General features: G+C 75.0%; 24 protein-coding genes and 2 pseudogenes. 9 read left to right on the top strand and 17 right to left on the bottom strand.

The features are described 5' to 3' along the window. Nucleotides 1-171: 171 nt before the first annotated feature. Nucleotides 172-522: a hypothetical protein gene (locus ACIQCH_RS10630; protein ID WP_402580112.1), complete on the bottom strand. Its 351-nt coding sequence runs from the start codon at nt 520-522 to the stop codon at nt 172-174. Between the two features lie 226 nt (nt 523-748). Here ACIQCH_RS10630 and ACIQCH_RS10625 point away from each other — a divergent pair, with 226 nt between their 5' ends. After that, the gene (locus ACIQCH_RS10625) at nt 749-1456 is read left to right on the top strand and encodes a GNAT family N-acetyltransferase (RefSeq protein WP_402580110.1); all 708 of its coding nucleotides are present in this window, start codon (nt 749-751) and stop codon (nt 1454-1456) included. A gap of 63 nt (nt 1457-1519) precedes the next feature. Here ACIQCH_RS10625 and ACIQCH_RS10620 read toward each other — a convergent pair whose 3' ends face one another. From ACIQCH_RS10620 to ACIQCH_RS10585, 8 genes are all read right to left on the bottom strand, one after another. Then, nucleotides 1520-2323, bottom strand: a complete 804-nt coding sequence (locus tag ACIQCH_RS10620) for an SDR family oxidoreductase (protein WP_402580108.1) — start codon at nt 2321-2323, stop codon at nt 1520-1522. Continuing rightward, nucleotides 2320-3282 carry an FkbM family methyltransferase gene (locus ACIQCH_RS10615; RefSeq protein ID WP_402580106.1) on the bottom strand — a complete coding sequence of 321 codons (963 nt, stop codon included), beginning with the start codon at nt 3280-3282 and terminating at the stop codon, nt 2320-2322. Before ACIQCH_RS10615 ends, ACIQCH_RS10620 begins: the two co-directional genes overlap by 4 nt. Continuing rightward, nucleotides 3279-3974: a hypothetical protein gene (locus ACIQCH_RS10610; protein ID WP_402580104.1), complete on the bottom strand. Its 696-nt coding sequence runs from the start codon at nt 3972-3974 to the stop codon at nt 3279-3281. Before ACIQCH_RS10610 ends, ACIQCH_RS10615 begins: the two co-directional genes overlap by 4 nt. After that, complete coding sequence (locus ACIQCH_RS10605) at nt 3971-5152, bottom strand: glycosyltransferase family 4 protein (protein WP_402580200.1); 1182 nt, start codon at nt 5150-5152, stop codon at nt 3971-3973. The genes ACIQCH_RS10610 and ACIQCH_RS10605 overlap by 4 nt, the downstream gene beginning before the upstream one ends. 291 nt (nt 5153-5443) lie before the next feature. After that, complete coding sequence (locus tag ACIQCH_RS10600) at nt 5444-6643, bottom strand: S8 family serine peptidase (RefSeq protein ID WP_402580102.1); 1200 nt, start codon at nt 6641-6643, stop codon at nt 5444-5446. A 307-nt stretch (nt 6644-6950) separates the two neighbouring features. Beyond that, nucleotides 6951-7325 carry a peptidase inhibitor family I36 protein gene (locus tag ACIQCH_RS10595; protein ID WP_402580100.1) on the bottom strand — a complete coding sequence of 125 codons (375 nt, stop codon included), beginning with the start codon at nt 7323-7325 and terminating at the stop codon, nt 6951-6953. Then, a complete protein-coding gene (locus tag ACIQCH_RS10590; protein ID WP_402580098.1) occupies nt 7322-8101 on the bottom strand; it encodes a hypothetical protein in 780 nt (259 codons plus the stop codon). Before ACIQCH_RS10590 ends, ACIQCH_RS10595 begins: the two co-directional genes overlap by 4 nt. Before the next feature lie 177 nt (nt 8102-8278). Further along, nucleotides 8279-8725, bottom strand: coding sequence for a hypothetical protein (locus ACIQCH_RS10585; protein ID WP_402580096.1), 447 nt, complete (start codon nt 8723-8725; stop codon nt 8279-8281). A gap of 88 nt (nt 8726-8813) precedes the next feature. Between ACIQCH_RS10585 and ACIQCH_RS10580 the strand changes: the two genes are divergently transcribed. The 4 genes and pseudogenes from ACIQCH_RS10580 to ACIQCH_RS10565 all read left to right on the top strand — a co-directional run bounded on the left by ACIQCH_RS10580 (nt 8814) and on the right by ACIQCH_RS10565 (nt 10916). Further along, entirely contained in the window at nt 8814-9512 is a 699-nt protein-coding gene (locus ACIQCH_RS10580) for a helix-turn-helix transcriptional regulator (RefSeq protein WP_402580094.1), read from the top strand. Nucleotides 9513-9677: 165 nt separating this feature from the next. After that, nucleotides 9678-9881, top strand: a pseudogene (locus tag ACIQCH_RS10575) (Rid family hydrolase); the annotation flags it as partial. Between the two features lie 168 nt (nt 9882-10049). After that, entirely contained in the window at nt 10050-10505 is a 456-nt protein-coding gene (locus tag ACIQCH_RS10570; protein WP_402580198.1) for an iron chaperone, read from the top strand. A gap of 195 nt (nt 10506-10700) precedes the next feature. Continuing rightward, on the top strand, nt 10701-10916 hold the full coding sequence (locus ACIQCH_RS10565; protein WP_402580092.1) for a hypothetical protein: 216 nt from the start codon (nt 10701-10703) through the stop codon (nt 10914-10916). Between the two features lie 85 nt (nt 10917-11001). Here ACIQCH_RS10565 and ACIQCH_RS10560 read toward each other — a convergent pair whose 3' ends face one another. Both ACIQCH_RS10560 and ACIQCH_RS10555 read right to left on the bottom strand, forming a co-directional pair. Continuing rightward, nucleotides 11002-11943, bottom strand: a complete 942-nt coding sequence (locus ACIQCH_RS10560; RefSeq protein WP_402580090.1) for a diacylglycerol kinase — start codon at nt 11941-11943, stop codon at nt 11002-11004. Continuing rightward, the gene (locus ACIQCH_RS10555; protein WP_402580088.1) at nt 11940-13568 is read right to left on the bottom strand and encodes an FAD-binding oxidoreductase; all 1629 of its coding nucleotides are present in this window, start codon (nt 13566-13568) and stop codon (nt 11940-11942) included. Before ACIQCH_RS10555 ends, ACIQCH_RS10560 begins: the two co-directional genes overlap by 4 nt. A 20-nt stretch (nt 13569-13588) precedes the next feature. Between ACIQCH_RS10555 and ACIQCH_RS10550 the strand changes: the two genes are divergently transcribed. Next, the gene (locus ACIQCH_RS10550; protein WP_402580086.1) at nt 13589-14176 is read left to right on the top strand and encodes a TetR/AcrR family transcriptional regulator; all 588 of its coding nucleotides are present in this window, start codon (nt 13589-13591) and stop codon (nt 14174-14176) included. After that, nucleotides 14173-15735 (top strand): glycerol-3-phosphate dehydrogenase/oxidase, encoded by a 1563-nt coding sequence (locus ACIQCH_RS10545; RefSeq protein WP_402580084.1) that lies wholly within the window; start codon nt 14173-14175, stop codon nt 15733-15735. The genes ACIQCH_RS10550 and ACIQCH_RS10545 overlap by 4 nt, the downstream gene beginning before the upstream one ends. 415 nt (nt 15736-16150) lie before the next feature. On the opposite strand, the gene ACIQCH_RS10540 is transcribed toward ACIQCH_RS10545, so the two are convergent. From ACIQCH_RS10540 to ACIQCH_RS10520, 5 genes are all read right to left on the bottom strand, one after another. Then, nucleotides 16151-17029: an STM4011 family radical SAM protein gene (locus tag ACIQCH_RS10540; protein WP_402580082.1), complete on the bottom strand. Its 879-nt coding sequence runs from the start codon at nt 17027-17029 to the stop codon at nt 16151-16153. Nucleotides 17030-17039: 10 nt separating this feature from the next. Then, the gene (locus ACIQCH_RS10535) at nt 17040-18422 is read right to left on the bottom strand and encodes an STM4012 family radical SAM protein (RefSeq protein WP_402580196.1); all 1383 of its coding nucleotides are present in this window, start codon (nt 18420-18422) and stop codon (nt 17040-17042) included. A gap of 50 nt (nt 18423-18472) precedes the next feature. Further along, nucleotides 18473-19279: an STM4013/SEN3800 family hydrolase gene (locus ACIQCH_RS10530; protein WP_402580194.1), complete on the bottom strand. Its 807-nt coding sequence runs from the start codon at nt 19277-19279 to the stop codon at nt 18473-18475. 112 nt (nt 19280-19391) lie between these two features. After that, the gene (locus tag ACIQCH_RS10525) at nt 19392-20498 is read right to left on the bottom strand and encodes an STM4014 family protein (RefSeq protein WP_402580080.1); all 1107 of its coding nucleotides are present in this window, start codon (nt 20496-20498) and stop codon (nt 19392-19394) included. Nucleotides 20499-20509: 11 nt separating this feature from the next. Then, nucleotides 20510-21469, bottom strand: a complete 960-nt coding sequence (locus tag ACIQCH_RS10520; RefSeq protein WP_402580078.1) for an STM4015 family protein — start codon at nt 21467-21469, stop codon at nt 20510-20512. Between the two features lie 271 nt (nt 21470-21740). On the opposite strand from ACIQCH_RS10520, the gene ACIQCH_RS10515 reads away from it, so the two are divergent. Then, entirely contained in the window at nt 21741-22067 is a 327-nt protein-coding gene (locus tag ACIQCH_RS10515) for a hypothetical protein (RefSeq protein WP_402580076.1), read from the top strand. 99 nt (nt 22068-22166) lie between these two features. Then, entirely contained in the window at nt 22167-23189 is a 1023-nt protein-coding gene (locus tag ACIQCH_RS10510) for a DUF6745 domain-containing protein (RefSeq protein ID WP_402580192.1), read from the top strand. A 118-nt stretch (nt 23190-23307) separates the two neighbouring features. On the opposite strand, the pseudogene ACIQCH_RS10505 reads toward ACIQCH_RS10510, so the two are convergent. Continuing rightward, nucleotides 23308-23942 (bottom strand): annotated as a pseudogene (locus ACIQCH_RS10505) (hypothetical protein); the annotation flags it as partial.

Raw genomic sequence — 23942 nt, 5'->3', positions numbered from 1 at the left:
CAGAACAGAAGTGAAGATCGAAAGCGATCGGAGCGAGTCTGCCAACCGGGGTGCGAAAAGGGCAACGGGTATGCAGGACCGGGCCGTTGGGCGGCCCGCGCAGGGCCCCCACCTCTGGTGGGGGCCCTGCACGCCGCCTGATCGGTGCGGTGGCGGGCCGCGGGGGCGGGGTCAGTGCACGACGCTGAAGCTCCGCCACGGCAGGGTGCCGGGGGCCGTGACGTCCGACAGGGTGGTGCCCACGTAGGTCCCGTCGGCACCGCTGAACGTCTGGCAGTTCGGTGTCCGGTACAGGATGACGTCGACCAGGGTGTTGTTGTGCACGTGCGCGGCGCCGCGCGGGAGCAGGATCGGCGTGCACCCGTTGACGCTGGTGTTGGAGTACGTCAGCTCGGCCGGGGAGTTCGCGGCGCGGAAGGTGAGTTCGCCCACCGTGGTCCGGTCGGCCGAACAGGCGGTGGCGGTGAGGAGCAGCAGCAGCGCCGCCCCGGAGATGACCCCGAAACGCCTGTGGTGGGACATGGCTCGGTCCTCGTCTGTGTGGTCGGTGCGGTCTGCGCGGAGGCTTCGTTCCTTGGGAGCAGCCTGACGTGCCGACGCGGACGCGGCACGCGGTGTGCGCCCGGGTGGATGACCGCGGGGCCCGAGGGGCGCGGCGCGGGGGCCGACCGGGTGACCGGGACCGGTCGGTCCCGGGACACGGGCGCGGGTGGCGGGAACGGCCCGCCGCGCTGCTTACCGTGGCCCGATGAACGTACGTGCGGGGCTGCTGACGCAGGGGTTCGGGGTCCGGTGCGCCCGGCCGGGCGAGGGCCGGGCGATCGCCGCGCTGCTGGCCCGGGCCTTCGCGGACGATCCCGTCATGAGCTGGATGCTCCCCGATCCGTCGGGCCGGGAACGCCGGGCCGCCCTCTACTTCCGGCTGGCCCAGCGCCGGCAGCGGCCGCGGTCCGGTGCCGTCCGGGTCGCCGCGACGAGGGACGGGCGGCTGCTGTCCGCCGCGCTGTGGTCGGGGCCCGGGCAGTGGCAGACGTCCCCGCTCCAGGACCTGAGGGCCGTGCCCCGGTACGTGCGGGTGTTCGGGCCGGGCGGGCTGCGGCGGGCCGCCGAGGTCCAGAACACCCTCCACGAGGCCCACCCGCACCTGCCGCACTGGTACCTGCCGACGGTCGGGACGGACCCCGAGGTCCAGGGCACGGGAGCGGGTTCGGCCCTGCTGCGCGAACAACTGGCGCTCTGCGACCTGCTCGGGGAGTCCGCCTACCTGGAGTCCAGCAGGCCCTCGAACGTGCCGTTCTACGAGCGCCTCGGATTCCGCGTCACCGGCGAGATCCCGCTCCCCGACGGCGGCCCGACCCTCTGGCCCATGTGGCGCGACCCCGCGAGCACCCCGGTCCGGGCGGCCCCTCGGACGGACCGTCCGGCGAACCGTCCGGCCGACCGGGATGCCGGCTGAGCGTCGCCCCGACGCACGAGGTCGGCGGCCGGGCCGGGCGCGGCCACGGCGCGCCCGGCAGCCTCAGGTCCGGTCGCGTCCCGGGATGTGCTGCAGACCGCCGTTGCTGTACAGGAGCTGGCCGTTGATCCAGCCGCCTTCGGGAGAGCACAGGAAGCCCACGAGGTCGGCGCACTCGGCAGGCGTGCCCAGCCTGCCCAGCGGGGTGGCGTTCACCAGCGTCTCCCTGGTCCGGTCGGACATCCAGCCGGTGTCGATCGGCCCGGGGTTGACCACGTTCGCCGTGACGCCGAGCCCGGCGAGTTCCTGTGCGGCCGCCAGGGTGATGCGGTCGAGGGCGCCCTTGCTCGCTCCGTAGGGCAGGTTCCCCACCGTGTGGTCGCTGGTGAGGGCGACGATCCGGCCGCTCCCGTACGGGCCGGTGAAGCGCTCGGCGTAGGCGCGGATGAGGAGCCAGCCGGCGCGCGCGTTGACGGCGAAGTGCCGGTCGAAGCTCTCGATGCCCGTGTCCAGCAGGCCGGAGGCCACCGACTCGGCATGCGCCAGGACCAGGGCCGTCACGGGCCGGCCGAAGGCGGCTTCGGCACTGTCGACCACGTCGGCGGCCGCCGGGGCGCGGGAGAGGTCGGCTTCCAGGAAGTGGGCGCGGGCACCGGCCGCCACGACCCGGGCCGCCAGCCGTTCCGGGGCTCCCGCATCGGCTCCCCAGGGCCTCCGGGCGTCGTACGGCGTCCAGTACGTGAAGGCGACGTCCCACCCGGTTTCCGCCAGGCGGGTGACGATGGCCGCACCCAGGCCCCGTCGCCTGCCGGCGCCCGTCACCAGCGCCACGGGCCGCGGCCCGCCTCCTGCCGGGGCAGCGTTCATCGCTCGCCGTCCCGGGCGGCACCGGACCCCGTCGGCCCTGCGGGGCCGCTCGGCCGCCGGAGGCGGCGGGGGACCGGAGTCCCCCGTCCCGCGAGCAGCCGTGCCAGATCCGGTCGCGAGCGGTGCACCGCGAGGAAGTTCGGGCCGAAGAACCTCTCGTCGAACAAGGTGTACGGACGGAAGTCGACCCGCTGCGGGAGGATCCTCCCCAGGCGGTAGCCCAACGGGCCCAGCAGGTCGTACAGGCGGTACAGGAGCGACCCCGAGAGGATCGCGGAGTACCCGTACTCGAACTGGACCGCGGCGACCCTGCCCGCGCCCAGGGCCTGCCGGAAGCCCGCCAGGACCTCGAGCTCGGCGCCCTCCGTGTCGATCTTGAGGAGGTCCACGGTGTGGACGCCGTGCGCGCTCAGGTAGTCGTCCCCCCGGAGCACGGGTTCCTGCCGCCACTCGAAGCGCGCCTCGTGCGGGTAGTCGTACAGCGAACTCAGCGCGTCGCACGCCGGGTAGTACTTGACCCTCCGCACACCGGGCCGGTCCGCCAGCCCGGCCTCGGCCACCACGATGCCCGACCGCTCGGCCGCCAGCAGGTGCAGTCGGCGCCGCACCGGCCGTACGAGCTCGAAACAGTGCACACGGGCCCCGGGACACGCGTCGAGGGCGGTCACGGCCCAGGCCCCGCGGTTCGCGCCCACGTCGAACAGGACGGGGCCGCGCGGACCCGGGTGTGCCGCGCCCGCGGCCCGGGCCAGGCACCGCAGGACGTGCGCCTCGCCGTTGGTCGCCGGGCAGTGGTCCTCGGTGTGGAGGACCGAGAGGGCGCCGTACACCGCGTCACGGGCCGCGCGGACGACGCGGGCGTCCGGATGCCTGCGCACCCAGTCGCGCAGCGCGCGGTCCGCCCGGGGCGGCAGGCCGCTCGGCCACACGCCCGGGAACGGCCCGGGCCACCGGCTCACGACGCGTCCCCCGGAGCCGTACCGGGACGAGGACTAGGACCGGAACCGGCACCGGCACCGGACTCCGGCTCGGAGGCCCTGATGGCCGTTCCGATGGTGCTGACCGTCTTCCGGAATCCGCGGAAGCGCGTGACGGTGTAGATCCACAGCCCCGTGGCAGCGGCGGCCGGCACCACGACGAGGACCGGGGTGCGTTCGCCGCCGACCAGCATGACCACCACGTACCCGCAGATCATGAGCGGCGGCGTGCAGCCGAACAGCAGCATCGCGTACACGTCGGCGGCCGTGCTGCTCTGGACGTACACCCGGCCCTGTGGCGCGTCCGTGCCGTACAACGCCCGCAGCGTCGTGCCGCCGCCGGCGTCGACCCTCCGCAGGAAGTGCTCCCAGCGCAGGACGGGCCTGCGGACGTCCGCGCTGAGCTGGGGGCTGAGTTCGAGGGCGATGTAGCCGGCGATCTTGTACACCTGGCCGGCGTGGTCCACCCAGAACAGCCACAGGAAGCTGGAGGCGGCGGCGAGGCCCAGCAGGACGTCGGGGAGCCGGGTCATGACGGAGAGCCCCGTCCCGAGTGCCGCGAGCTGAAGGGTGATGAGGGCGTAGGCCAGGTTCGTCCGGTTGTTGATCTCCTGACGGAGGTTCTGGAACTCGGTGACGTCGATTTCCTCGGGTGTGGGGGGAGCACCGCTCATCCCGGGTCTCCGGTGGCGGCGCCCGACCGCGCCGTCTCGTACATGTCCTCGAGACGGCGCGTGTAGGCGTCGATGCCGCAGCTGCGCACCCGGTCCAGCCCGCCGGCCACGACCCGGCGGCGCAGCCCCTCGTCGGTCAGCAGGCGCGCGGCGGCGTGCGCGAGGGCGCCGCTGTCACCGCGCGGTACGACCAGTCCGTTGACCCCGTCGGTCACGGTCTCGACGAGACCGCCCGAGTCGGCGACGACGACCGGCCGCCGGGACGCCATGGCCTCCAGGGGGACGAGTCCGTAGGGCTCCTCCCCCGTCGTCGGGTACCAGACCAGGTCGCAGCCTCGGTAGGCGTCGCCCATCGCGAGCGGCGGGAAGTCCTGGAACAGGACGTGCTCGGCGACCCCTGCGTCCGCCGCGGTGCGCGCCAGTCGGTGCCTGAGCTCGGAGAGGACCGACGCTTCGCCGATGATGTCGTCACCCGAGCACAGGACGAGGCTGCCGCGGCCCAGCCGCCTGCGCACCTCGACGAAGGCCGCCAGGCCCACGTCCACCCCCTTCCACGGGAGCGGCCTCGCCGGGTGGAAGATCACGGGCCTTTCCAGCCGCTCCAGCGCCTCGTGGCGCGGCCCTTGCGCGGCGAACCTCGACGCGTCGATGCCCAGCGGCAGCGTCACGGACGGAGCGCGGCTCGGGAGGGAGGCGCGGAGGAAGTCGCTGACGTACAGCAGCAGGTGCCAGGGCAGGTCCATCACGTCCCGGAGCACGTGCTCCCCGGTGTGGTCGTGGACGCTGTTGAGGACGACCGGGTCCGGGTGACCGCTGCGGCCGCGGCCGGCGGCCACGGCGGCCAGGACGCCGTGCGCGAGTTGCGGGCCGTAGTGGTGTGCGTTGTGCAGGTGGACGACGTGCGGCCGGACCGAGTCCAGGCAGCCGCGTACGACGGCCTCGATCGAGCGGAGGTGTCCGGCTCGGCCGCCGTCGCCGCCGCGGTGGACCCGCAGGAGGTTCTCGGGCCGCAGCAGGGGACGCCGACGGACGGGGACGCCTTCCCAGGTCTCGTCGGACTCGTCCCCACCGACCAGGCACAGGACCTCGTGGCCCCGTCGGCGCAGGGCCCGCACCAGGTCGGCCAGATGCGTCTCGACCCCGCCCCACGTGGGTGGGAAGGCATGAGCCACCATCATGATGCGCACGTGAGGGCCTCCGATTCCGGCGACGCCGGCCCCGGCGACCGGCTCTCGACCTCGACCACGGGCCAGCGTGGCAAACGCGCGGGACGGACTCCAGGAAGGCGATCACCGACGCGCCGACGCCGGCGCGCAGGTACGGCCGCAAGGGGGACCCGCGGGCGTGCGGACGGCCGCGCCCCCCGCCCGCGCCTGGGGGCGGGGGCGAGGGGCGGTCGGAGGCCGTCGCTCGGGTGGACCGTCGAAGGGTCGGCCGGGGGGCGGCCGCTCGGGGCTGCCCCCGGGCGGTTACGGCGCGATCTTCAGGAGCTTGTTCGCGGTGCCCGGGGAGGGGTTGGAGAGGGCGCCTTCGGTGGCCCCCGCGGTCAGCGCGGCGGCCGTGTCCGCCGGCGTGGCCGAGGGGTGGCCGCCCAGGTAGACGGCGGCGGCGCCGGCCACGTGCGGGGTGGCCATCGACGTACCGGAGATCGTCTTGGTGCCCGTGTCGCTGTCGTTCCAGTCCGAGGTGATCTCCGACCCCGGGGCGTACAGGTCCACCACGGAACCGAAGTTCGAGAAGTCCGACTGCTCGTCGCCCTCGGTGCTGGAGGCCACCGTGATCGCCTCCGGGACCCGGGCGGGCGAGCCCTGGCCGGCGTCCCTGGACTCGTTGCCTGCCGCCACGGCGAAGGTGACGCCCGAGTCGACGGCGCGCTTGACCGCGGCGTCCAGCGCCTCGTCGGCGCCGCCGCCGAGGCTCATGTTCGCCACCGACGGACCCGTGTGGTGCTGCGTCACCCAGTCGATGCCCGCCACCACCTGCTCGGTGGTGCCGGAGCCGTTGTCGTCCAGCACGCGCACCGCGACGATCTTCGCCTTCTTGGCCACGCCGTGCGCCGTGCCGGCGATCGTGCCCGCGACGTGCGTGCCGTGGCCGTTGCCGTCGTCCGCGGACTCGTCCTTGTCCACAGCGTCGAAGCCGCTGCTGGCCCGGCCGCCGAAGTCCTGGTGCGAGACGCGCACCCCGGTGTCGATGACGTAGGCCGTGACGCCCGCGCCGCCGTTGTCCGGGTAGGTGTACTTCTCGTCGCCCGCGGTTTCGGCCTGGTCGATCCGGTCCAGGCCCCAGGACGGCGGGTTCTCCTGCGTCTCGTTGATCGTGAAGCGCTTGTTCTGCTCGACCGTGTCGACCGCGGGGTCCGCGGCGAGCTGTTTGGCCTCCTTGTCGGTCAGTCCGGACGCCGAGAAGCCGTTGACCGCGGAGCCGTAGGCGCGTTCCAGTTTGCCTCCGTACTTCTTCGCCAGGTCCTCCTTGTTCGCGGACGCGTCCAGGATGACGACGAAGCTGCCGTCCACCGCACCCGGTGCGCCGAGGCCGTGGACGGTGCCCTCGGGCGGGGCCGCCGCGCCGGCGAAGGGTACTGCGAACAGGGCCGCGGTGACCGCGGTGGCCGCTCCCGCCGCTATGGACGCGTAGCGAAGTCGGCTGGAGCGCTTGTGAGTTGCCATGAAAGGAGTTCTCCTCCGGTTGACGTGTGGGGCGTCAAACGTTCGGAGCAACCCTGTTCCGATTGACAGGAGCAAATCAAGGACGCACCGGGGGTGAGGCGTTGTTCGACAAGGTTTCTCAAAGAGCCCCCCGCACCGCCTTCACATCGCGCACGAATGCTCCCGAACTCCCCCACCAAGCCGCCGACTTCCGACGTCCGCCCGTTCGGACCGCAGGCGCGGGGCCGCCCGCTCCCGGGGCGCGGGCCGGGAGCGGGCGGTGGCGGTCGGTGGCGGTCGGTGCCGGGTGATGCCGGGTGGTGGTCCGTCAGCAGTTCATGGACCAGGTGTGGGAGTCGCCGTCGTCGTTGGCCGCCGCGTCGTGGTTCACCTCCTGACCGGGGGCGAGGCAGAGGGACATGCCGCCGCCCAACCCGGACCTGCGGTAGACCTGCACGTGGTCCTTGATGCCGGGGCCCGAGATGCCGTGGTTGGCCCAGGAGGAGTCCTCGTCGGCGATCCAGCTCTCCCACCAGGTGTCGTCACCCGACCAGTTCGCACGCTGACCGCCGAAGTCGACGTCGGTCCATGCGCAGAAGTTGCCGCTGGGGCAGTCGGCCGCGGCCGCGGGGGTGGCGGCGAGGCCCGCGGTGAGGGCCAGGAGCGTCGCGGCGGTGGAGGCGAACAGCCTGCTCTGCTTCATCGGGGAGGGTGTCCTTTCCCAGGCGGGGCGGGTACGGCCGCCAGGACGGCGGTCGCCCGGTGTGCTGCGCGGTCGCGCAGCCGGTCGTAGGCCGCGATCTCCTCGTGGTGCGCGGCGCGGACTTCCGCGAGGAGGGCGGGCGCGAGCCGGGCGCGCAGCTGCGGCAGGCCGCTGGCGCGGACGCAGCCGGCGTCGTCGTCGGCGCAGGTCTTCGCGCGGGCGAGCGCGGCGGCGTAGGCGGGGTCCTCGCCGAGCCGCGCCTCGGCCAGGGGACGGAGGTTGTTGACGGTCACCGAGGCCCTGAACCAGGCCGCCTGGTCGCCGTAGAGCTGCTGCTGGGCCCGGGCCAGGCAGCCGTCGGTGTGGGCGCGGACGGTGTGGCCGGTGGGCAGCGCGAGCGCCAGCTCGGTCGGGCCGGTGCCGAACAACGCGTCGGCCACGGGTTCTTCCCGGCCGGGCGGTGCCGTGCCGCCGGGTCGGGGCGGGGTGAGGCCCCGGCCGGCCAGGCAGGCGTCCGTCAGGCGCTGGGTGGCCGCCTTGAGGAGGTCGTCCGGGGCCGGTCGGGGCGGTGCGGCGGGCGGGCCGCAGGCCGCCAGCAGCAGGAGGCCCGCCAGCAGCGGACCGGTCGGGGACACCGTGCGCCGGGCCCGCTCCCGGACGGCCGCCGGTACGGCGGGGTGCGGTCGGGCGGACGGGATCCGCGGGGCGGCCGTACGGTCCGCGGGCCCGGCTCCGCCCCCGCCCCGCAACGGCGTCCCCGCCCGTGCGGAGCGCACGCCCCAGCCCCCCATACCGCCCCCCTCGTGATCAACTCCCGCGTCCACCCCACCACCCGGCCCGCCCCGACCGCAGCCGCCATCCGGGTGATCACCGGGGCTGCGTACGGGGCGGGGCGGGGCGGGACGGGACGGAAGGGTTCCGGACGCGGCGGCCGGACGCCGGGTCCCCGCGGCTCAGGAGGTGCGGTCCGGCGCGAGGGCGCGGTCTTCCAGGTGGTACTTCTGGGCGAGTCGGGCGAGGGCGACGGCGGCGAGCAGGAGGCCGAAGTCGCGCAGCGCGATGTCGTAGAAGCCGGGGACGGTCAGCAGGTTGACGATGATGCCGGTGAGCCAGGCGGCGACGAGCCAGCCGCCGAAGCGCGGGGCGAGTGCCACGACGACGCCGGCGACGATCTCGATCACGCCGACCGCGTACATGTCGGCCTGGGCGCTGCCGGGCACGACGTCGTCGATCCACGGAGCGAGGTAGGCCGGCCAGTCGACGAGCAGGTTGGCGAACTTGTCGAGGCCGAAGAGGATCGGTGCCGCGGTGAAGCCGACGCGCAGGATCCAGAACGCCTGCCGACCGGGGTCGGCGAACTGCGCGTGGCGCCGGGTGGTGGGGGTGATGGTGGCCGTCATGACAGCCTCCTTCTAAAACTGGGCTCTCTTGACGATAGAAACGCCGATTCCTTCTTTAGTCAAGAGTCATTGGTTTTACACTGGGAGCGTGGACCAGCCGACCGACCCCAAGGACCCCACGGACCCGCAGGACGCCTCGCAGGCGGACATCGCCGCCGTGGCCTCGCTCGACGAGCCGACCCGCAGGCGCCTCTACGACCACGTGGCCCGCCAGCCGGGACCGGTCAGCCGGGACGAGGCCGCCGCGGCGCTCGGCCTGGCGCGGCAGACCGCCGCGTTCCACCTGGACCGCCTGGCCGAGGAATCACTGCTGGACGTCGTCTACGAGCGGCGCACGGGACGTACGGGGCCCGGGGCCGGCCGCCCGGCCAAGCTCTACCGGCGCTCGGCCCGGCACATCGCCGTCAGCCTGCCCGACCGGCGCTACGAGCTGGCCGGCCGGCTGCTCGCGCAGGCGGTCGAGGAGGCGGAGGCCAGCGGCGAGCCGGTGCGGGGGGTGCTGCACCGCAAGGCGGCGGAGGCGGGCGAATCGCTGGGGCGGCAGGCCGGCGGGGGCGTCTTCGAGGTGCTGGAGCGCAACGGGTTCGAGCCGCGGCAGGAGGGCGACGCCGTCGTGCTGGCCAACTGCCCGTTCCACGCCCTGGCCCGGGACCACACGGAGACCGTCTGCGGCATGAACCTCCACCTGGTCGGGGGCCTCCTCACCGGCCTCGGCGACGCGTCCTTCCGGGCGCGCCCGGCGCCCGGGCCGGGCCGGTGCTGCGTCCGCCTCGAGCCGGCCCCCTGACCCCGGGCCACGGCGGACCACGGGGCACGTGCCGCTCAGCCGCCGCGCCGCCCACCGGGTCCGGGCTCCGATTCGGGCTCCGGTTCGGGTTCGCGCTCGGGCCCCGGTACCGGCCCGTGCTCGGGTTCCGGTACGGGCCCCGCGTATCGGGCGGCGATCGGCGTCGTGCTCGACGGGGCCGGCATGTCCCTCACGAACCTCGTCCGGCTCAACGTCTACACCACCGACGTCGACCTGCTCTTCCGGCACTACGGCGTGCTGGCGGCGCGGTTGGCCGCCGCCGGGGCTGCACCGTCCACCACGATGCTCGGGGTGACCCGACTGGCGGTCCCCGCCCTGATGGTCGAGCTGGAAGGGACCGCCGTCGCGCGATCCGGGCCCGCCACCGCCGGCCCCGCCACCCCCGGCGGGGCCGCCGGAGGGATCCGCGGTGGACCCCGTGATCGATGCGCGGGACGTCGGCGCCCGGGGCGGGGCAGGATGGGACACGACAGCGGGCCGTGTCCGACCGGCCCGCACACGGACGGGGTGAGACGCATGAGCAGCACCGGCAGCGGCGCGTACGAGGGGTTCTCGGCCGAGGAGCGGGCCGCGATGAAGGACCACGCGGAGGACATGAAGAGGGCCGCGCGGCGCGGCGGCTCCCGCGCGGAGAAGGCCGCGCAGGCGGTGCAGGAGGTCCTCGCGAAGATCGCGGAGATGCAGGACTCCGACCGCGTCATGGCCGAGCGGGTGCACGCCCTGGTCACGGCGGCCGCCCCGGCCCTGGAGCCGAAGCTCTGGTACGGCATGCCCTCGTACGCGCTCGACGGCAAGGTCGTCTGCTTCTTCCAGAGCGCCGAGAAGTTCAAGGCGCGGTACGCCACCCTCGGGTTCAGCGACCTGGCGCAGTTGGACGAGGGCGCGATGTGGCCGGCCGCGTTCGCCCTGACCGGGGTCACGGACGAGGTGGCGGCGCACATCACGGAGCTCGTGAAGCGGGCGGTGGGCTGAGGGGCGGGCCGGGCGGGAGCTCGACACCGTGCCCCGACATCCCAGGAAGGCCCGTCGACTGGTCGCCGACGGGCGCGCGTACCTGTGGACGCTCCGCCACCGGCACGACGGGCCGGCGGACGGCGCGTCGGGGGCTGCCGCGAGACCCTGACGCTGTACCCCCAACCGGCCGGCACCGGCGGCCCGTTGCGGATCGTGTTCACCCAGGGACCGGACCGGTACGTCCCGGGCGGGTTCCCCTTGGGCTCCGGCGACGTGGGGTACGTACGGGGCGCGTCCCTGAACCTCCACGAACCGGGTGCCGTCCGGGCGCTGCTCGACGCGGCTTCGGCCGCCGGGTGGCGGCCGGGGCACCCGGGGGCGGCGGAGGTCGACGGCTGGTCCCTGCTGGAGGCGGCGGCCCGGATCTGACAGGTGGTTGAACGGGTGCCGGCCGTTGTCGGGGCCGGGGCCGCGCCGCGTGGGGCGGCGGCGCGGCCGTCGGTGGTCCGCCGGCTCAGTGCGGGACGAGCAGGGACAGGGAGCGCGGCACGACCCGTGCCACCGCGGGGAGCGGGCCGGCGAGGTCGCCGTCCGCGTACGCGTTGATCCCGTCCGACTCGATGCGCACGGTCGCCGAGCGGTGGGTGCTGACCGCGCTCTGGCGCACGTGGGTGCCGCGGAAGACGGTCGGGAAGAACCGCACCAGCTTGGCGCGCGGCAGCGCCGCCACCAGGGTGAGGTCGAGCAGGCCGTCCCGGGGGTCCGCGTCCGGGCAGATGCGCATGCCGCCGCCGTAGCTGCGGGTGTTGCCCACCGAGGCCATCGTCAAGTCCTGGCGGATCTCCCGGCCGTCGTCGAGCACCAGCCGGAAGGGCAGCGGTCGCAGGCTCGCCAGCTCCGCCAGCATCGCCAGGTGGTACTTGAGACGACCGCGCGGCCGTGTCATCCGGTTGGCCCGGTCGCTGACCAGCGAGTCGAAGCCGATGGCGAGCACCGAGCCGAAGTAGCGGCCCGCGCCGTCGGCCGTCTCGATGCGGCCGGTGTCCACCCGCAGCACCCGGCCGGCGGCGATGACGTCGGCGGCGGCCCGCGGGTCGCCCAGCGGCAGACCGTACTCGCGGGCGAGGTCGTTGCCGGTACCGGCGGGGACCACGCCCAGCGGCAGGTCGGTCTCCGTGACGGCCTGGAGGGCCAGGGAGATCATCCCGTCGCCGCCGACCACCACGAGCGCGTCGACGCCGGAGCCCACGGCCTCGCGCGCCAGCCGCAGGCTGTCGGCCGGGTCGGTGCCGGTCGCGGTGGTCACGTCGATGCCGTGCTCGCGCAGCCGGGCCACGGCCGGGCCGGCCGCCCGGGCCGCGTGCCCGGACGCCGCCGCCGGGTTGGTCAGGACCAGCACGCTGCGGACGCCGCGGACCTCGGCCCCGTCCGCCCCCTCCCCCGGTCCCGTACTCACGGGATCAGCTTTCCGGGGTTGAGGATGCCCACCGGGTCCACGACGCCCTTGACGGCGCGCAGCACGGCCACGCCCAGCTCGCCGATCTCCCGCTCCATCCAGGCCCGGTGGTCGGTGCCGACCGCGTGGTGGTGGGTGATGGTGCCGCCGGCGGCCATGATCGCGTCGCTCGCGGCGGCCTTGGCGACCTGCCACTGGGCGATCGCGTCGCCGCGCTGCGCCGCGACCACGGTGAAGTACAGGGAGGCCCCGGTCGGGTAGACGTGCGAGACGTGGCACATCACGAGGGAGGTGCTGCCGCTCGCCTGCAGGGCGCCCTGCAGGGCCCCGGTGACGGCGGTGCGCAGCTGCTCCAGGTCCGACCAGGTGGCGGCCGTCTCCAGGGTCTCGCACAGGGCGCCCGTGTCGAGCAGCGCGTCGCGCAGGTACGGGGCGTCGAAGCGGCCGTGCTCCCAGGCGTGGGCCGGGTCCTCGCCGAGGGAGGTGGCGCCGTGGGCGAGCAGGGTGCGGCGGGTGGCCTCGTGCCGGGCCTCGACCTGCTCCTCCGTGCCTTCGAAGACGGTGACGGCCAGGCAGCCGCTGACCGCCTGCGGTGCGCCGATCTTCGAGGTCATGGCGAGGTTGATGCCGGTCTCGGTCTCGTCCGAGAGGCGGATCACGGTGGGGCCGGTGCCCTGCTGCTCCACGGCCCGCAGCGCCGCCGTGCCGGTGGCGAAGTCGGGGAAGCGCCAGGCCTCGTACCGGCGGACGGCGGGGACGGGGTGGACCCGCACCCGGACCGCGGTGATCACGCCGAGGGTGCCCTCGGAGCCCAGGAACAGCTGGCGCAGGTCGGGTCCGGCCGCGGAGGCGGGGCCGCGGCCCAGCTCCAGGGTTCCGGTGGGGGTGACGACGCGCAGGCCGCGGACCATCTCGTCGAAGCGCCCGTGCCCGGCGGAGTCCTGGCCGGACGAGCGGGTGGCCGCGAAACCGCCGATGGTGGCGAAGCGGAAGCTCTGCGGGAAGTGGCCCAGCTCGAAGCCGTGCGCGCCGAGCAGTTCCTCGGCGCGCGGGCCGGTCACGCCGGCGCCGAGGACCGCCTCGCCGGAGACGCCGTCGAAGGAGAGCAGGGCGTCGAAGCGGCGCAGGTCGAGGGAGACGACGGCGCCGAACTGTCCGCGGACCGGGTCCAGTCCGCCGACGACGCTGGTGCCGCCGCCGAACGGGACCACCGCGATGCGCTGTTGGGCGCACAGCTCGAGGACGGCCCGGAGCTCCTCCTCGGTGCCGGGCAGCACGACGGCGTCGGGCGCGTCCTGCGGCTCGGTGCGGCGGCGGCGCAGCAGGTCCGGCGTGGACTTGCCGCCCGCGCGGGGCAGCCGGTCGGCGTCCAGGACGCTGACGTGCCCGGCGCCGACGATCTCGGTGAGCGCCTTGAGGTGGACCCCGCTCAGGGCCGAGGGGTGCAGCCGCACCTCGTCGCGGGTGGGCGCGGGCGTCGGCGCGTCGAGCTCCAGGAGGCTGTCGAGGAGGCCCTTGATGTCCTCGGTGAGGGGTTTCGCCAGCTGCGGGTCGCCCCAGGCGTTCCAGGCCATGGGCGGGGTGGGCAGCGCTGCGGCGTCGGACGGGGGCAGATGCGTAGACATGCGTTACAGTTTTCCACATCATGTCAATCAGTAACAGCGCTGGAAGCGACGACGAGTCCCCGAGCATCGACGACAAGATCCTCGACGCGGCGGCCGAACTGGTCACCGTGCTGGGCAAGCGCGTCCAGCTCGCCGAGATCGCCCGGCGGGCCGGGGTGAGCCGGCCCACGGTCTACCGGCGCTGGCCCGACGTCCGGGCCGTGATCGGGTCCCTCCTGACCCGCGAGATCATGCGCACCGTCGAGCGGACCCCGCGCACGGGCGAGGACCGCGCGGGCCTGGTCGAGTGGATCGTCGACGTCGCCGTGCAGCTGCGGGACCACCCGGTGCTCGGCGGTCTGCTGCGCGACGGCGACCTGCTGGCCGAGTACGTCGTCCAGCGGCTCGGCACCAGCCAGCGGACCCTGCTGACCCTGCTGCGGGAGGCCGTCGAGGCCGGCCAGCGCGGCGGCACCGTCCGACCGGGCGAACCGGTCCAGCTCGCCGCCATGGTCCTGCTCATCACCCAGTCCACGGTCCAGTCGCACCGCATGGTCGCCGACCTGCTGCCGGAGACGGCGTGGCGGAGCGAACTGGCCCTCGCCCTGAACGGATACCTGAGGCCATGACCGAATCCGCCCGCCCGGCCCCCGACGCCCCGCGTTCGGCCCTCAACGCCGTCCGCCGCGCCGCCGACCTCACGGAACTCGCCGCCGGAGCCCCCGTCGACCTCCTGGTCATCGGCGGCGGCGTGACCGGGGCCGGGGTGGCCCTCGACGCCGCCGCGCGCGGGCTGCGCACCGTGCTCGTCGAGGCGCGCGACCTCGCCTTCGGCACCAGCCGGTGGAGTTCGAAGCTGGTCCACGGCGGGCTGCGCTACCTCGCCTCCGCGCAGGTCGGCGTCGCCCACGAGAGCGCCGTCGAACGCGGCATCCTGATGACCCGGACAGCCCCGCACCTCATCCGCGCGCTGCCGCAGGTGGTCCCGCTGCTGCCGTCGGTCTCCCGGTCCACCGCGGCCCTGGTGCGCACCGGCTTCGTCGCCGGCGACGTGCTGCGGATGTCCGCCCGCACCCCCGCGGACGTGCTGCCGCGGGCCCGTCGCGTGGACGCCCGCGAGGCGGTACGACTCGTGCCCGCCGTCCGCTCCGAGGGGCTGCGCGGCGCCCTGGTCGCCCACGACGGCCAACTCGTCGACGACGCCCGGCTGGTCGTCGCCGTCGCCCGGACCGCCGCCGAGCACGGCGCGCGCGTCCTCACCCGGGTCAAGGCCGCGAACGTCACCGGCACCGGCGCCGACGTCACCGACACGCTCACCGGCGAGACGCTCCGCATCGAGGCGCGGGCCGTCGTCAACGCCACCGGCGTCTGGGCCGACCAGCTCGACGACTCCATCAAGCTGCGGCCCAGCCGGGGCTCCCACCTGGTCTTCGACGCCGCTGCCTTCGGCCGGCCCAAGGGCGCCCTCACGGTCCCCGTCCCGGGCTCCACCAGCCGCTTCGTCTTCGCGCTCCCCCAGCAACTGGGCCGCGTGATCCTGGGTCTGACGGACGAGGAGGCGCCCGGCCCGGTGCCCGACACCCCCGTGCCCACCGACGCGGAGGTCGACTTCCTCCTCGACACCGTCAACACCGCGCTGGGCCGCGCCCTCACCCGGGCCGACGTACGGGGCTCCTACGCCGGGCTGCGGCCGCTGCTGGACGGCGGGGACGGCGCCACCGCCGACCTCTCGCGGCAGCACGCCGTACGCGAGGCGCCGTCCGGGGTGATCACCGTGGTCGGCGGCAAGCTCACCACGTACCGGGCCATGGCGGAGCAGGCCGTCGACACCGCCTGCCGGCTGCGCGGGCTGTCCGCCGGCCCGTGCCGCACCCGCGACCTGCCGCTCGTCGGCGCACCCGGGCACCCCGACAGCCGGCCCGCGACCCGGGCGGACGCGCCGGCCCCGCTGATCGCCCGGTACGGGGGCGAGGCCCGCGCCGTGCTGGCGGCGGCCACGGTCCCGGACCCGGAGGGCCGGATCGCTGAAGCGATCAACATCACCCGGGCCGAGATCGAGTTCGCGGTGACCCACGAGGGCGCCCTCGACGTGGAGGACGTCCTGCACCGCCGCACGCGGATCGGCTTCGTGGCCGAGGACGCCGAGTCGGCCCGGGCCGCCGTGGCGGAGATCGTCTCCGGCGACTGACCGGGCCGGCCCGCGGTGCGGGCGGCGGGCTCACCCGGGTCACGGTCAGCCGCCGCGGGACGTGGACGGCGGTGTCGGCGGGCCAGGTGCCGGGGTCGGGCTACGGCGTCGGGGGAGGGTCGTGTGGTGTGTGGGTCCCCTCGGTGCTTGACCCGTCGTGGCCTGCAGGCCCTGCGGCAGGCCCACCCCGGAGGCTTTTGGGGCTTCGCCCCGGCCTTCGGCCACCTCCGGCCGGGCCTGCCTCCGGACCAGCCTGCCACGACGCCTCAAGCACCTCCCCCACACACCACACGACCGGGCTCGCTGGGATGCGGGAGCGGCGTCGGGGTGGTCGGGCGGGGGGGCGACGAGCACGCGCGCCGCATCCCCCTCTTCGACCACACGGCCCGTTCCGCGGCCCCGTCCACGGCGCGGCTCAGTCGGCGCGGGCGGTCCCGACCGTGAGGAGGGGGCCGGGGGCGGGGATGCGTTCGAGGACGCCGCCGGCGAAGACGTCGTAGAGCGGGAGCGTCTCCAGGTGGACGTAGCCGATGTGGCAGTCGCACACGGACAGGGGGCAGGGGCGCGGACCGAGGGCGGCACGGTACGAGCCGTCGTAGAGGTTGCCGAGTTCGGCCCGGACGAAGTGGCAGCGGCGTACGGTGCCCTCGCCGTCCACCGAGACCACCGACCGGCCGGTGCGGCAGGGCAGGCCGGCGGACCGGTGCGGGTGACGGCTGTAGGGGAAGAGCGGGTCGACGGCGGTCCAGAGGTCGGCCTCGACGTCCGTGTACCGGTGGCCCTCCGCGGCGTTGACCCACAGGTAGACGTGCGCCGGCAGGTCGGCGCGGAGCCTTCGGGCGTGCGGGAGGTTCTCCGGCAGGCCGACGATGCCGACGCTGTGGCGGACGCCGCGCTCGGCGAGGTCGTGGACCTTGGCCAGGAAGCGCTCGTAGGGCGTCTGGCCGGGATGGTACGTGCACCAGAGCGCGAGCGTGTCGAGGTCGGCCCCGGCGAGCCAGTCGGTCCGGCAGCTGAGGTTGGTCTGGATCGCGACGCGTGCGACGTTCGGCCGGTGCGAGAGGTCGACCAGGGCGCGGCGGTACCAGGAGCGCACCAGCCCCTCGCCCCAGGGGGTGAACAGGACCGAGAGGCGGTCGTCGGCGGCCGCCGCGACCCAGGAGGTGAAGCGTTCGAGGGCGGCCCGGTCGGCGCGCAGGAGATCGGGGCTGTCGCGGCGCTTGGCGAAGGGGCAGTACGGGCAGTCGTAGTCGCAGGAGGCGAGCGGGCCGCGGTAGAGGATCGTGAGGTCCATGGGCGGCGGCCTACTTCGGCGCGTAGGCGGCCATGGCGGCGCGGACGGCGGGCGAGAAGAGGGCGGGGCCGAGAGCGTCGGAGTGCGCGAGTCCCTCCGGGGTCAGGCGCAGCAGGGCGCCCGGCTCCGTGCCGTCGCCCGGCCCCGGGTCCCGGAGCCAGCCGCGGGCGGCGAAGCCGGCGAGTTCGGCGGGGAAGTCGGCGTACGGGTCCGAGCCGAAGCGTGCCCGGTAGTCGTCGAGCGGCATGCCCTGCGCCTGGAGGAGCGACTGCAGGAGGTGGCGGCGGCGGGCCTCGTCCCCGTCGACGTACCGGCCGTGCACGGCGCGGGTGAAGTCGGCGGTGGCGGTGTAGTCGTCGATGATCGCCCGGATCTCGCCCATGTCGACGGCGTAGTCGAAGGAGTAGTGGAGGTCGGCGGTGTAGGAGCGGGCGCCGCAGCCCAGGCCGATCATGCCGTCGGTCTGGCAGGCGTGGTCGTCGGGGCCCTGCGGGGCCGCGCCGGGGCGGCGGAACATCCGCATGGAGACCTGCTCGTACCCGTGCGCGAGGAGGTGGTCGCGGCCCTGCCGGTACAGGGCCAGGCGCTGTTCGTCCCACTCGCGGTCGGTGTGGGCGGTGCGGCGGGCGAGGCCGGTCAGGGGGCGGACGTAGAGGGGGTAGAGGTACAGCTCCTCGGGTTCCCAGGCGAGGGCGGCGTCCAGGGAGCTGCGCCAGGTGGCGGGGGTCTGGCCGTCGATGCCGTAGATGAGGTCGATGTTGAGGACCGGGATGCGGGCCTCCCGGATCCGGCCGAGGGCGGCCTCGACGTCGGCGCGCCGCTGGGGGCGTACGGCGGCCCGGGCCTCGTCGTCGACGAAGCTCTGGACGCCGAGGCTGAGGCGGGTGGCACCGCGCTCGGCGAGGACGGCGAGCCGGTCGGCGGTCGCGGTGGCGGGCGAGGCCTCGACGGAGAGCGGGACGGCCCGCAGGTCGGCCCCCATGCGCCGCTCGGCGATGTCGCACAGGCGGGTGAGCTCGTCGGCGGTGAGGAAGGTGGGCGTACCGCCCCCGAAGGCGGCGTTCGCGAAGCGGACGGGGCCTTCGTCGCCGAGCGCCTCGCGGACGGCGGCGGCCTGGCGGTCGAGCGCGTCGAGGTAGCGGCCGGTGAGGCCGTCGGGGGCGCCGATCCGGGTGAACAGGTTGCAGAAGCCGCAGCGGACCTCGCAGAACGGTACGTGGAGGTAGAGGGAGAGGGCTTCCTTGGGCTCGCCGCGCCACAGGGCCCGCAGGGCGGGGCGGCCCGGCAGGGGGCGGTAGGCGGTCTTGTGGGGATAGGCGTAGACGTAGCTCTGGTACGGGCGGACGCCGACCGGCGTCCCGGCGGGTGCCGGAGCCGCGGTGGTGGCCGTCACCGCGGTTGCGGGTGCGGACGCGGTCGGGGAGACGGGTGCGGCGGGGGCGGTCATGCGGACGGCTCCAGGAAGAAGTGGGCGTACGGCACGGTCCACACGGCCTCGTGGGCGAGGCGGTGGCCGGTGTAGCCGTCGTCGCCGTAGGTCGTGCCGTGGTCGGAGCAGACGATGGCGAAGCAGCGGCGGCGGGACCTCATCGCGGCGAACAGGCGACCGACGTGCCGGTCGACGTACTCCAGGGCGGCGGCGTGGCTGGCGCGGGTGTCCCCCGCGTCCCGGGTGGCTCCGGGCAGGTGGAACCAGTTGGGCTGGTGCAGCGCGGAGGCGTTGAGGAAGAGGAACAGCCGCTGGTCGGCGGGGAGTCCGGCGACGACCTGCTCGGCGCGCTCGACCTGCGCTTCGAAGGAGGTGGCGGACGCGACGCCGAACGCGGGCTCCCAGTGGCTCTCCTGGAACATCCCGGGGAGCACGTCGCCCAGCGCGCCCTGCTTGTTGAAGAACCCGACGCCGCCGATGCAGACGGTGCGGTACCCGGCCGCGGCGAGCCCGGAGACCAGGTCCGGGGTGTCGAAGACGTACGTGCGGCCGGCGGTGCTCTCGCTGCCGGCGAAGCGCGCGGCGAACAGCCGCGGGTGCGGGCCGGGCGCGGCGGGAGTGGGCAGGAACCCGGCGAACATCGCGTGGTGGGAGGCGTACGTGAAGCTGCCGGGGGCGTGGCGCCGCTCCCAGACGCCGCCGGGCAGGTGGCGGGCGAGGTGCGGGATGCGGCCGGCGGCGGCCAGTTCGACGGCGACGTCGTGGCGCAGGGTGTCCAGGGTGAGCAGGAGCAGGTCGTCACGGCCGACGACCTCGTTCATGTCGGGGTCCGCGGTGCGGGCGTCCGCAGCGCTCGGGTCGGCGGTGCTCGGGTCGGTGGTGCTCGGGTCGGTGGTGCTCGGGTCGGTGGTGCTCGGGTCCGCGGTCAGGGGGTCAGGCAGGTGCACGGTGGTTCCTTGCGATGTGGTGCGGTGCTGCGGCGACTTGGGCCGCGTACGTGTCCAGGCCCTCGGCCCCGCTGCCGGGCAGGCCCGTGAGGCCGGGCAGCAGGTCGCCGAAGGCGTTCACCTCGGCGACGGCGAACCGCCGCCAGCCGACGGCGGGCAGCAGGTCGACGCCCACGCACAGGGTGTCCGGGAAGCAGGCCGCGGCCCGTTCGCAGGTCTCCAGGGCGTCGGCCCACTTCGGACCCGCGGCCTCGGCGACCGCCTCGAGGTCGCCGCGGCTGCCGCCGAGGTGCAGGTTGGTCATGGGCGAGCGGCTCGTGCGGACGACGGCGTGGGTGGCCCGGCCGGCCACCACGACCACGCGCAGGTCCGCCGCACGGCCGCCCAGCGAGGCCTTGGGCCACCAGCGCTCCACGTGCAGCCCGTCGGGGGCGAGGGCGTCGACCAGGGCGGCCGCCTCGTGCTCGCTCGTGATGCGGCGCACCCGCAGGGAGTTGTACAGGCTCCCGTCCTCGGCCGTCTCGACGGAGGTGGTCGCCCGGATCCGACCGCGTCCGGCGGTCTCGACGGCGACCACGCCGGACGCGGAGGAGCCGTGGGCGGGTTTGACGAACGCGCGCGGCATGGCGTGCGCGGCCATCAGGTCCCGTACGTCGGCCCAGCCGCGCACGGGCGCGGCGCCGCCGGAGGTCGGGGACGCCGGGACCGGTACGCCGGCGCGGTCGAGGGCGCGGTGGCAGAGCCGCTTGTCGAACAGGACGGCCAGCTCGTCGGGGTCGTCCAGGTGGCGGCCGCCGGTGAGGGTGCGTACGGCCGCGGTGAAGCGGGCGTACCAGCGGGCGCCGCCCTCGACCCGGGTGGGGTCGGCGACGCCGCGCAGGATCCGGTCGACCTCGGGGTCCTCCCCCGGCGAGTCGAGGCGGACCAGTTCGTCGGCGGCGAAGACCGCACCGCCCTCGCGCAGGACGGACACCCAGGGCACCACGCGGGGCGCGGGCTGCCCGGCCCGGCGCACGGCCTCGGTGAACAGGGCGACGCGGCGGTTCGTCGGGTTCCCGACGACCGCCCAGCGCGGGGGCGCGTGCTGCGTCATGGGCCGGCCCGCTACTCGCCGACGGCGATGAAGCGGTGGACCTCGCCGTCCCACTCGTCCTCTTCGGCGTCGTCCCGGTCGAGGTCGAGGGTGACGCCGGCGCCCTCCAGGACGTCCTTGAAGCGCTGCTTCATGGGGTCGCTGAGGTAGTTGTGGTGCAGGTCGAGCTTCTTGAGGTGGGTGAGCGGCTGGCCGCCGAGGAGCGCGGCGGCGCCCTGGTCGGTGAGGACGCCCATGGAGAGGTCGAGGGTCTCCAGGCGGGCGACCACGGGCGCGGACGCCATCGCGGTGGCGATCTCGTCCTGGTACTCGCTGTTGCGCAGGGCCAGGTGGCGCAGGACCGGCAGGCGGTCGCCGGCCATGATGGGCTCCACGTCGGTGAGCGTGCTGTCGCCGCCGTACTCGTCCGTACCGAGCCAGAGGTCGAGGTGCGTGAGGGCCGGCAGGTCACTGGCGGCGATGTTGCGGACCACGCGGGCGGGCAGGCCGCCGGTCTCGACGGTGAGGGAGCGCAGGCGCCGGTGGGTGAAGGGCGGGACGGCCAGCTCGCTGCCGCCGCGGACGCCGAACTCCTCCAGCTCCGGGAAGTTCTCCAGGAGCGGGCCGACGTCGCCCTGGTTGATCCAGCTGATCTCGCACTCCTCGGACACCATGTCGCCGAGGAAGAGGGCCCGCAGGGCGGGGAGTTCGGCGCGGGCGCCGACGAGCGCCTCGATGATGTCCGCGGGCCCGGTCTCGTACGCCTCCTCCCAGGCACCGACGACGATCGCGCGGACGCGGGAGGTGTCGACGGCCGCGGTGAAGCGGGTGAAGGCCTCGGTCCAGCTCTCCTCGGCTTCGTAGGAGTCGGAGGCGATGCGCCAGGCGACGGCGTCGGCCGCGGGCAGCGGGGTCCGGCCCTCGTCGTCCGGACCGGGGAAGGTGAAGACGGGAAGTCCGTACGACTCCGTCAGGTGCCTCGGGTAGCTCATGGTGCCCGCCGTTCCTCGTGTGTCGCGCCCGCCGCGCCCGTCGCGCCGGGTGCGGCTCGTCCAGTCCCTCGTGTCCGGCGCCGCGGCCGTGGGGCCCTCGGGCGGGCCTCGATCGGGTGTGCGGCGTCGATGTGTGCAAGTTGTAGCAAGCGGCGCTGACAGGGCCGGTGGCGGGGGCCGTGCGGGGCCGTCCCGGGGCCGTTGTCAGACCCGCCCCCTAGCTTCGGGTCGACGCGGCCGCACCGGGCGGCGCGTCGGGAAGGGGGCAGCCGTGTACCGGCAGGGGGACGTGCTCATCGTGCCGATCGAGGAGTCGGCGGTGCCGCCGCAGGCGGCCGGGGAAACGTCGGAGCCGCGGGACGCGCGGGGACGGATGGTGCTGGCCCGGGGCGAGGTGACCGGGCACGCGCACGCCGTGGTGGGTCCGGGCCGACTGGTGCGCGGGGCGGGCCCGTTCGACCCACAGCTGCTGCACCTGCCCGACGGCGGGCGGGTGGTGCACGAGGAACACGCCTCGATCACGCTGCCCAAGGGCTGGTACCGGGTGGTGCGGCAGCGGGAGTACGTGCCGGGCGCGGTCCGGATCGTGGCGGACTGAGGGGGCGTGACGGACGTGTTGGGTGCGGTGGACGTGACGGGTGCGGTGGACGGGGCGAGTGCGGTGGACAGGGCGATTGTGGTGGACGAGGTGAGCGTGATGGACGGTGTCGACGGGTGGCGGGCGGTCGCGACGGCCACCGGGGCCGCGGACCGAGCGGCCGCGGAGGCCGGGCTGCGCCTGGCGTACGCCGCGGCCGGGCTTCCCGGGCCGGAGCGCATCGTGTGGGCGGACTCGCCCCTGGCCGCGGTCAGGCTGCTGGGCGACCCCGGCGGGGCGTGGGGGACGCACGTCAGGGGGCGCAGCGTGCGGGAGCGGGTCCGCAGCCTGCCGTGGGCCGCCGAACGCGAGCGGCTGCACGCGGAGCTGGGCCCGCGGGACTGGGGTCGGCACTGGGCACGGACCGGCGCACGCCTGTGGCAGAACGCCGAGCGGCTGGCGGACCGGATCCGTGCGGGGCTGGTCGAAGCCCTCGCCGAGGATGCCTCGGAGGAGTCCGAGGTGCGGCTGCTGCTCCTCGACGCGGTGCTCGGCCAGCACGACGCCGCGTGGCTGTGCGCGTTCGGCACCGGGGCGGACTCACCGCTCGCCGGGCTCGCGGCGGTGGCGCGGGCGGCCGGGTGGTGGTGGCCGTACGAGCGGCTGGCCGTGATGTGCGAACGGCCGGTGGAGCTGCACCGCGACGAGGCCGGCCGGCTGGACCGCGCCGACGGCCCGGCCCTCGCCTTCCCGGACGGGTTCGCGCTGCACGCGTGGCGCGGGATGCCGGTGCCGGGCGACTTCCTGGCGGGGCTGGGCGGGTTGACGCCGGAGCGGATCCGCGGCGAGGAGAACGCGGAGCTGCGCCGGGTGATGTTGGAGCACTACGGCTACGAGCGCTACCTGGAAGCGTCGGGGGCCGAGCCGGTGGCACGCGACGAGGCGGGCGTGCTGTGGCGGATCCCGCTGCCGGACGACGAGGACGTGGTGATGGTGGAGGTGGTCAACTCCACTCCGGAGCCCGACGGTACGCACCGGACGTACTGGCTGCGGGTGCCGCCGGACACGCGGACCGCCCGTGCGGGCGTGGCCTGGACGTTCGGCGTGGACCCCGACGCGTACGCACCGCTGCGCGAGACCTGACGGGACCGCCCGGTACGGGTCCCCGGCGGTCGGGGTCGGATCGCGTGGCCCGGCTTCCGCGCGGGCGGCCCCCGGAGTCCCGCCGGGCGCCGCGTGCGGCACCCGGCGAGGTGCCCGACTACCCCGGGGTCGCGGTGGGGTCGGCGGCGGGCTGTCCCAGTGTGTTCTGCGGGGTGGTCCCGGTGCCGTCGGCGCTCGGGTCCGATGCCGGGTCGGGCTTGGGCTTCTGCCCGGTCGGATCGGACTTCTGCCCGGTGGACGGGGCGGGCTCCTGCCCGGTGGACGGGTCGGGCTTCTGCCCGGTCGCGGGAGCCTGCTTCTGCTCCGTCGGGGGAGCCTGCTTCTGCTCCGTGGGCGGGGCCGGCTTCTGCTCGGTCGCGGGGGCCTGCTTCTGGCCGGAGTCCGGGCCCGGGTCCTGGTCGGTGCCCTGCGCGGGGTGCTCCGGCGGCTTCTGCGCGGGGTCCTCAGCGGGGTTCGCCGGGTCCTTCGACGAGTCCTGCGGCGGCTGCTGTCCGGAACCGTCGCCCGGCTGCTGGCCGGTGCTCTGACCGGGGTCCCGGTCGCGGTTCTCCCCCGGCTCCTTGACGGGGTCCTTCGCCGGCTCGGGCGCCGGCTCGTTCGCGGGGTCCTTTCCGGGCTTCTCCACCGGCTCCTTCGCAGGGGCCTTGTCGGGGGCCTTGTCGGACTCCTTCGCCTTCTCCTTCGCGGGGTCCTTCGCAGGGTCCTTCGCGGACTCCTTCGCCGCCTCCTTCG

Origin of the sequence: Streptomyces sp. NPDC093225 (genome assembly GCF_044753805.1) — a bacterium.
Lineage (GTDB): Bacteria > Actinomycetota > Actinomycetes > Streptomycetales > Streptomycetaceae > Streptomyces.
This window is presented reverse-complemented; position numbering and strand designations above follow the sequence as displayed.

What these genes read in the sequence shown, in the direction of transcription:
- ACIQCH_RS10630 (WP_402580112.1), bottom strand. Translation starts at nt 522, where the DNA reads ATGTCCCACCACAGGCGTTTCGGGGTCATCTCCGGGGCGGCGCTGCTG.
- ACIQCH_RS10625 (WP_402580110.1), top strand. Translation starts at nt 749, where the DNA reads ATGAACGTACGTGCGGGGCTGCTGACGCAGGGGTTCGGGGTCCGGTGC.
- ACIQCH_RS10620 (WP_402580108.1), bottom strand. Translation starts at nt 2,323, where the DNA reads ATGAACGCTGCCCCGGCAGGAGGCGGGCCGCGGCCCGTGGCGCTGGTG.
- ACIQCH_RS10610 (WP_402580104.1), bottom strand. Translation starts at nt 3,974, where the DNA reads ATGAGCGGTGCTCCCCCCACACCCGAGGAAATCGACGTCACCGAGTTC.
- ACIQCH_RS10605 (WP_402580200.1), bottom strand. Translation starts at nt 5,152, where the DNA reads ATGATGGTGGCTCATGCCTTCCCACCCACGTGGGGCGGGGTCGAGACG.
- ACIQCH_RS10600 (WP_402580102.1), bottom strand. Translation starts at nt 6,643, where the DNA reads ATGGCAACTCACAAGCGCTCCAGCCGACTTCGCTACGCGTCCATAGCG.
- ACIQCH_RS10595 (WP_402580100.1), bottom strand. Translation starts at nt 7,325, where the DNA reads ATGAAGCAGAGCAGGCTGTTCGCCTCCACCGCCGCGACGCTCCTGGCC.
- ACIQCH_RS10585 (WP_402580096.1), bottom strand. Translation starts at nt 8,725, where the DNA reads ATGACGGCCACCATCACCCCCACCACCCGGCGCCACGCGCAGTTCGCC.
- ACIQCH_RS10570 (WP_402580198.1), top strand. Translation starts at nt 10,050, where the DNA reads ATGAGCAGCACCGGCAGCGGCGCGTACGAGGGGTTCTCGGCCGAGGAG.
- ACIQCH_RS10555 (WP_402580088.1), bottom strand. Translation starts at nt 13,568, where the DNA reads ATGTCTACGCATCTGCCCCCGTCCGACGCCGCAGCGCTGCCCACCCCG.
- ACIQCH_RS10550 (WP_402580086.1), top strand. Translation starts at nt 13,589, where the DNA reads ATGTCAATCAGTAACAGCGCTGGAAGCGACGACGAGTCCCCGAGCATC.
- ACIQCH_RS10545 (WP_402580084.1), top strand. Translation starts at nt 14,173, where the DNA reads ATGACCGAATCCGCCCGCCCGGCCCCCGACGCCCCGCGTTCGGCCCTC.
- ACIQCH_RS10540 (WP_402580082.1), bottom strand. Translation starts at nt 17,029, where the DNA reads ATGGACCTCACGATCCTCTACCGCGGCCCGCTCGCCTCCTGCGACTAC.
- ACIQCH_RS10530 (WP_402580194.1), bottom strand. Translation starts at nt 19,279, where the DNA reads ATGAACGAGGTCGTCGGCCGTGACGACCTGCTCCTGCTCACCCTGGAC.
- ACIQCH_RS10525 (WP_402580080.1), bottom strand. Translation starts at nt 20,498, where the DNA reads ATGACGCAGCACGCGCCCCCGCGCTGGGCGGTCGTCGGGAACCCGACG.
- ACIQCH_RS10520 (WP_402580078.1), bottom strand. Translation starts at nt 21,469, where the DNA reads ATGAGCTACCCGAGGCACCTGACGGAGTCGTACGGACTTCCCGTCTTC.
- ACIQCH_RS10510 (WP_402580192.1), top strand. Translation starts at nt 22,167, where the DNA reads ATGGACGGTGTCGACGGGTGGCGGGCGGTCGCGACGGCCACCGGGGCC.